Origin of the sequence: Hymenobacter sp. IS2118, assembly GCF_000715495.1 — a bacterium.
GTDB lineage: Bacteria > Bacteroidota > Bacteroidia > Cytophagales > Hymenobacteraceae > Hymenobacter.
Window position 1 is genome coordinate 68,454 of sequence record NZ_JNLX01000034.1, and the last position, 6,555, is coordinate 75,008.

Consider the following 6,555-nt stretch of genomic DNA (forward strand, 5'->3'; position numbering starts at 1 on the left):
AAAAACTGCTTCCAATGACGGCTTGGGCGGCAACTCTGGCCTGGGCCCCGGCGTTGTGCCAGACCGGGCCCAACGCCCGGCTGCTGCATGGAACTGGACTATCTGCTCGACTTCATGGCCCGGCTGGCGGCCAATAATACCACGGCCTGGATGGCCGGCCACCGCCCCGACTACCAGCGTGCCCGCGCGGCCTGCACCGAGCTGGTGCGGCAGGTGCTGGCCCAGGCCGCCGCCACCGACCCCGACCTGGCCGCCCTCACCCCCGCCGATGTGCTGTTTCGGCTGCACAAGAACGACCGGGCCCACCGCGACCCCGAGCCTTACAAGCGCCGCATGGGCGCCGGGCTCAAGCGTGGGGGCCGCCACGCGCCCCGTGCCGGGTATTACCTGGCTATTCAGCCGGGCGGGCGCAGTTGGCTGGGCGCGGGCACCTTCCACCCCACCCCGGCCATGCTGGCGGCCATCCGGCAGGAAATCCATTACAACGCGGCTGAATTTCATCGGCAGCGGCAGGCGCCGGAGCTGCTGCGGTATTTTCCGGCTGGCCTCGATACCACCGGCCCGCAGCTTACCCGCCCCCCGCGGGGCTACGCCGCCGCCGACCCAGACTTAGCCTGGCTGCGGCTGAAAACGTTCGGTCTGAACCACTTTTATCCTGATGCGGACGTGCTGGCGCCAGATTTTGTGGCGCAGGTGGTGGCAGGCATCGCGGCGGCGCGCCCGTTTGTGGATTTCCTGAACGAAGCGCTTCCCGAAACGCTGTAGCAATACCCCCTTGCGTTTCGGGCCGTAGCTGCGCTGAAAAAAGGCTGAATACCTGTGCGAAGTGTTTGGAAACCGTCATGCTGAGCGCAGTCGAAGCATGACGGTGGTTTGAACTACGCTTGCTTTAGCTCGAGTAGCTAAAACAGGCCGAAAAGCGTATTGTTAATTTTGTCGATAATGACGCCGAGGTCTTCGGGGTTGCGCACGTAGTCGAGCTCGCTCACATCCACGATGAGGTGACGGCCGGCACTGTACGTGCCTATCCACCGCTCGTAGTGCTCGTTGAGGTTTTTGAGGTATTCGATGCTGATGGTGTTCTCGTAGTCGCGGCCGCGCTTTTCAATCTGGCCGATGAGCTTGGGCAAATCGGCGCGGAGGTAGAGCACCAAATCGGGCGGCGCTACCAGGTCAATCATCGACTCGAATAGGGCGTAGTAGTTGTTGTAGTCCCGGGTTTCGAGCAGGCCCGACTCGTGCAGATTGGCCGCGAAAATGTGGGCATCTTCGTAAATGGTGCGGTCCTGAATGATGCTTTTGCCCGCCCGCTGCAACTCCTTGATGCGTTGGGTTTGGCGAAAGCGCCCGTTGAGGAAATACACCTGCAGGTGAAACGCCCAGCGGGGCATGTCGTGGTAAAAATCCTTCAAATAAGGATTATCGTCCACATCTTCTAAAAAAACTTCCCAGCGAAAATGCTGGGCCAACTTGTGGGCCAGCGTGGTTTTACCAGCCCCAATGTTGCCGACAATGGCAATGTGCATGCGCTACAGAGAAAAATAAACGAGAAGAAAGCAGAACCGCAAAGGTAGCAGCACCGAATAATAGTAAGCTATTTATTGACAGTTGCCTATATTTGGTTTGTCTTCCGTCTGTGCTCCGTCCTGCTATGTCTTCTTCTCATCCTACTCAGCATTTCACGCTTACCGATGAGCATGGAGCCGACCTGGCCGAGTACGTCATTTATCCCGAAGATTCCCTGCTGTGCGTGCACTGGCACGGCCATCTTACCGGGGCCGAAATTGTGCGCGGCGTGAAGCACGGCAGTTCCTGGCGCGACCAGTTCACGTACACGATGATTCTGAACGACAAGCGCGACACCAGCGGCGACTGGAGCGACGCCCTGCCCTGGCTGCAATACGAATGGCTGCCCGAGGCGCTGAAAGGAGGCTTGAAAGCCCTGGCATACGTATTCTCGCCGGCTCAGGAAAACCGGTTCGCCACCCAGCAATTTGTGGAAGCCCTGCGGCCTCACGTCGCCATTGAGCTCTTTGACGACCCGGCGGTGGCCCTGGATTGGCTGAAGAAGTTAAACCACCCGACCGATGACGCCCCCGCGGGGCCATCCTCGGCCGGGTAGCAGCGGCCCGCTATTCGTCAATCGCCTTTTTCACCTGCCGCGCGCCGCGCAGGGTGTGGAATTCGCCCTGGAAGGAGCGAATCCGCAGACGCTCTTCCAGCGGCAGGTCGGTGCGCACTTGCCCGTAGCGCTGGTTGAGGCGGGCCAGCACCACGCCGGCGTTGTCCCAGTCCTGCGCGCTCCACTGGCGGCGCTCGTCGCGCGTGCTGGCAATAAACCGCTCGTAGAGGTCGGGCAGCTGGCTGGCCGATACGCGGGCCAGGTTCACATCGGAATTGAGGAGGCGCTGCTGAATAGGGTCGGAATTGGGGCGGGACGGGGCGGCGGCGGCGGTGCGCGGCCGGCCCGGTAAGTCGTGGGTAGGGCGGCGGGCGCCGGTGAGCTCGCCAGGCTGGCGTGGGGTGTCGGTGGTAGTTTGGGCGGTGGCCAGGAGTGGCAAACCGGCCAGCAAGAGTATCAGCAAGGGTGCAGATTTCATAAAGAAGGAAATAATAAGAACCAGAATAGCGCCTTTAACGCAAGGAGCGCGCCAACCGTATCTGAACCAGAAGCCGGATTTCGTTTTTTTCGGCCCAATTTCGTGTTTTACTGCTTATGACTTCTGACGCCCCTACCGCGCCGCCGCGCATTGAGCCCGCCACGCTCAAAGACATTCCGACTATTATTCAGCTGGCCGAGGCTACCTGGGAGCCCACGTATCGGTTCATCATCTCGCGCGAGCAGATTGACTACATGTACCGGGTGATTTACACGCCGGCCTCGCTCCAGCGGCAAATGGCCGAGCAGCAGCACTCGTTTCTGCTGGCGTACGTGGCGGGCGAGCCAGCCGGTTTTGCTTCCTTCAGCCCGTTGCCGGCCGCCGAAGACGACGAAGCGGGCTTCAAGCTGCACAAGATTTACGTGCTGCCCACCCGGCAGGGTCAGGGCCTGGGCGTGCATCTCATTGAGGCCGTGGAAAACGCGGCCCGCGCCGCCGGCGGCCAGTTTCTGGACCTGAACGTGAACCGCTACAACCCCGCCCTGGCCTTCTACGAGCGCCGTGGCTTTGCCCGGCACCGCGAAGTAGACGTGCCCATCGGCCCCTACTTCATGAACGATTACATCATGCGAAAAGAGTTATGAGTTGTTTCGACGGAACTTGCAGCATCAGCTTTCTGACGAGCTTTCCCTCCGCGTCCCTCTTCGAGAAAGTAACCGTGCGTAAGTCTTATTTGAAAAGCTACTAAATCAAAACCCAACACATTTCTAAACTCATAACTGATGAAACTCACCGTACTTTCCAATGGCTCCCTCCGCGTAGAGGGCGAAAACATCGAACTCGTTGACGCCCAAGGCCAGCCCTACGGCCTCGGCGGCCGCGAGCGCATCAGCATCTGCCGCTGCGGGCTATCCAAGCAAAAGCCGTTCTGCGACGGCTCGCACAAAGGCCACTTTGAGCACGACGCCACAGCGTTTGATTTGCCAGCACCCAAGCCCGCCGTGTAATCACACATCCGCGCAATAGAAAAGCCCGCTGACCAATTGGCCAGCGGGCTTTTTGCTGTCGCAGGAAATCGAGGTTATAACCTCTATTCTACCATCAAGCGCTGCGTGACCTGGCCACAGCCCACGACGTACATGCCGGCGGGCAGGCCGCGCAGGTCCAGCGCAGCCTCGGAACCAACCGGGGCGAGGTAGCGCCGCACCACGCGGCCCAGCGCGTCGGTGAGGGTGAGGGGCAAATGGGGAGCGCCAGCGGGCAGACGTAGCGTGGCCGTACCGTGGGCCGGGTTGGGGAAGAGGGCGGCGGGCGTGGCACGGGCCGATGGCGTGGTGGCCAGCGGCGCATTAGGGTCGTAGATGCCAAAGTGAGCGAGGTGTTTGCTACCGTCGCCGGTGGTGGTAAACGTTCCGCCCACATAGAGTTGGCCATTGGGACCAGGAGCCAACGCCCACACAACATCATTGGTGCCGGTGCCCAAACTGCTCCACGCTGTACCATTCCATTTAGCTACCCGGCTGGCGGGCACCCCACCGGCTTGGCTGAAATGGGGGCCGCCGACGTACACTTCCCCAGTGCCCGTCACGACTATGCCAAAAATGGTGTCACCCACCCCATTGGCGGCCCCCGTACCTAAGCTGCTCCAAGTGGTGCCATTCCAGCGGGCCACGCCGTTGGCCGGGATACCGCCCGCTTGGCTAAAGGTGCCGCCCACGTATAGGTCACCATTGGCGACCACGGCCAAGCTAAACACGCTATACCCGACACCATTGGTAACCCCCGTGCCCGTGCCCAAGGCGCTCCAGTTGGTACCATTCCAACAGGCCACGTAGTGGGCCACTATGCCGCCGGCCTGGGTAAATTCTCCGCCTACGTACAAGTCTCCGTTGGCCGCGAGGGCCAGCACGTTTACATAGCTGTCCAGCCCGGTTCCCAAGCTGCTCCAGCCGGTGCCACTCCAACGAGCCACGCGGTTGGCACTGGCCCCACCGGCCTGCGTAAACACGCCTCCCACGTACACGTCGCCGCTGCCACTAATAGCTAGCGACTCAACATAGCTGTTAACCCCGTTGGCGAGGCCGGTGCCCAGCGAACTCCAGGCTCCGTTGCTCCAGCGCGCTACGTTATTGGCCAGAGTGCTGCCCGCCTGGCCAAAGCTGCCGCCGACGTACACATCGCCGTTGGCAGCCACGGCCAGCGCCGTCACCGAGCTGGGGTAGATGCCGTTTGAGATACCGGGGCCCAGCGTCACCCAGGCCGTACCATTCCAGCGCGCTACGTTATTGGCCGGCGTGCCGCCTGCTTGTGTGAAGGTTCCTCCCGCGTAAACATCGCCATTGGCGGCCACGGCCAGCGCATACACCGGGCCGTTCACCCCGTTGGCTTTCCCGCTGCCAGGGGCCCACGGGGTCCATGCCGAGCCATTCCAGTGGGCAACCCGGTTGGCCCCTACGCCACCAGCCTGCGTGAAGCTACCGCCCACGTATACCCCGCCGGCAGCGTCGATGGCCAGCGCCGCAGCATAACCGCCTGCTAGGCCAGCGCCTATCGAGCTCCACGTAGTGCCGTTCCAGCGGGCTATTTGATTGGCCGCCATGCCACCAGCCTGCGTGAAACCGCCGCCCGCGTAGACGTCGCCCGTGCTGGTTACGGCCAGCGCAACCACGTCTACGTTCAGGCCATTGGCGGCACCAGTGCCCAGGCTGCTCCAAACAGTGCCATTCCACCGGGCTATTCGGTTGGCCAAAACGCCGCCGGCCGCGACAAAGCGCCCGCCCGCGTACAGGTCCCCATTGGCCGCCACAGCTAAGGCATTAACGGCGCTGTTTGTGCCGTTGGCCCCTGCAAAACTCAATGAGCTCCACGTTAAGCCATTCCATTTGGCCACGTTATCGGCCGATATGCCTCCGGCTTGGGTGAACTGGCCACCCGCGTAAACCTCGCCGCTGGCCGCTACCGCCAGCGCCAGCACGTAGCTGGACGACCCGTTGGGAATGCCAGTGCCTAATGCATTCCACGTGGTGCCGTTCCAGCGGGCCATGTTGGCGGCCGCCACCCCGCCCGCTTGAACGAAGCTGCCGCCCGCGTACACATCCCCATTGCCGGCTACGGCCAGCGCGTTCACAACATAGCCGCTGCCAGCGCTCACCCCATTGGCCGCGCCCGTGCCGAGGCTGCTCCAGGCCGTACCGTTCCACCGGGCTACATGGTTGGCCGCCACCCCGCCCGCCTGCGAAAACTGCCCACCCACGAATAAATCGCCATTACTCGCCACAGCTAACGCACGCACATAAGTATCAAATACGCCGTTACTGACAATGCCCGTACCCAGGGCACTCCAGGCAGTGCCATCCCACTTGGCTACCCGATTGGCCGATATGGTGCCCACCACTGTAAAAGCCCCGCCGATGTAGATGTTGGTGCCAGCCCGCACCACCACCTGCACCTCACTATCGGTCCCATTCGGCAGCCCAAACCCATTCTGCCACCGCTCATCGCCCGCGCCCGTCGTGCCAGCCGGCCGAAACACCGGCCGCCCATCGGGCGCGGTGTCCATCCAAAATTGCCGGGCATCGAAGGAGCCATTGGCCCCGGCTTTTAGCGTACCATCCGGGTTCAGGGCCTCGGCAAGGGAGCGGCCGGTTGGTGGGGTGGTGGCTCGGGCCGCGCCTTGCAGGCCCAGCCCGAGGAGCACCGTCAGCAGGAATCGGGAGAAGTAGTTGTTCACTGAATAAAAAGTGGAAAGGTTGAAATGAAGTTGAAAGATACTGGCATGGGGGCCGAGAGCGGCACCGGCACACTAGGGCGTGAGGACATTAAGAAATGAGTTATTCATCTAAGCCAATCAAGTGCTGCTCCGATATGCCAGAACGCGAGGAAGGAAACGATGGTCTTCTCGTAGCGGGTGGCCAAGCGGCGATACTGCTTCATGCGTCCGAAAAAGCGTTCGATT

At 61.8% G+C, this 6,555-nt stretch carries 8 protein-coding genes; 4 read left to right on the plus strand and 4 right to left on the minus strand.

What is annotated here, in order from left to right:
• The first annotated feature begins 87 nt into the window (after window positions 1–87).
• Window positions 88–765: a DUF2461 domain-containing protein gene (locus GM79_RS02200; protein ID WP_035558484.1), complete on the plus strand. Its 678-nt coding sequence runs from the start codon at window positions 88–90 to the stop codon at window positions 763–765.
• A 137-nt stretch (window positions 766–902) separates the two neighbouring features.
• Here GM79_RS02200 and GM79_RS02205 read toward each other — a convergent pair whose 3' ends face one another.
• On the minus strand, window positions 903–1,526 hold the full coding sequence (locus tag GM79_RS02205) for a deoxynucleoside kinase (RefSeq protein WP_035558487.1): 624 nt from the start codon (window positions 1,524–1,526) through the stop codon (window positions 903–905).
• A gap of 125 nt (window positions 1,527–1,651) precedes the next feature.
• On the opposite strand from GM79_RS02205, the gene GM79_RS02210 reads away from it, so the two are divergent.
• Window positions 1,652–2,122, plus strand: a complete 471-nt coding sequence (locus GM79_RS02210; RefSeq protein WP_035558490.1) for a hypothetical protein — start codon at window positions 1,652–1,654, stop codon at window positions 2,120–2,122.
• A 10-nt stretch (window positions 2,123–2,132) separates the two neighbouring features.
• Here GM79_RS02210 and GM79_RS22650 read toward each other — a convergent pair whose 3' ends face one another.
• The gene (locus tag GM79_RS22650; protein WP_152559785.1) at window positions 2,133–2,600 is read right to left on the minus strand and encodes a hypothetical protein; all 468 of its coding nucleotides are present in this window, start codon (window positions 2,598–2,600) and stop codon (window positions 2,133–2,135) included.
• A 116-nt stretch (window positions 2,601–2,716) separates the two neighbouring features.
• Between GM79_RS22650 and GM79_RS02220 the strand changes: the two genes are divergently transcribed.
• Together GM79_RS02220 and GM79_RS02225 are read left to right on the plus strand one after the other, a co-directional pair.
• Complete coding sequence (locus tag GM79_RS02220) at window positions 2,717–3,244, plus strand: GNAT family N-acetyltransferase (protein ID WP_035558493.1); 528 nt, start codon at window positions 2,717–2,719, stop codon at window positions 3,242–3,244.
• Window positions 3,245–3,382: 138 nt separating this feature from the next.
• Window positions 3,383–3,607: a CDGSH iron-sulfur domain-containing protein gene (locus tag GM79_RS02225; RefSeq protein WP_035558496.1), complete on the plus strand. Its 225-nt coding sequence runs from the start codon at window positions 3,383–3,385 to the stop codon at window positions 3,605–3,607.
• 83 nt (window positions 3,608–3,690) lie between these two features.
• On the opposite strand, the gene GM79_RS02230 is transcribed toward GM79_RS02225, so the two are convergent.
• Both GM79_RS02230 and GM79_RS26425 read right to left on the minus strand, forming a co-directional pair.
• The gene (locus GM79_RS02230; RefSeq protein ID WP_035558499.1) at window positions 3,691–6,330 is read right to left on the minus strand and encodes a T9SS type A sorting domain-containing protein; all 2,640 of its coding nucleotides are present in this window, start codon (window positions 6,328–6,330) and stop codon (window positions 3,691–3,693) included.
• 104 nt (window positions 6,331–6,434) lie between these two features.
• Window positions 6,435–6,554, minus strand: coding sequence for a transposase (locus GM79_RS26425; protein WP_410471173.1), 120 nt, complete (start codon window positions 6,552–6,554; stop codon window positions 6,435–6,437).
• Window position 6,555 lies beyond the last annotated feature (1 nt).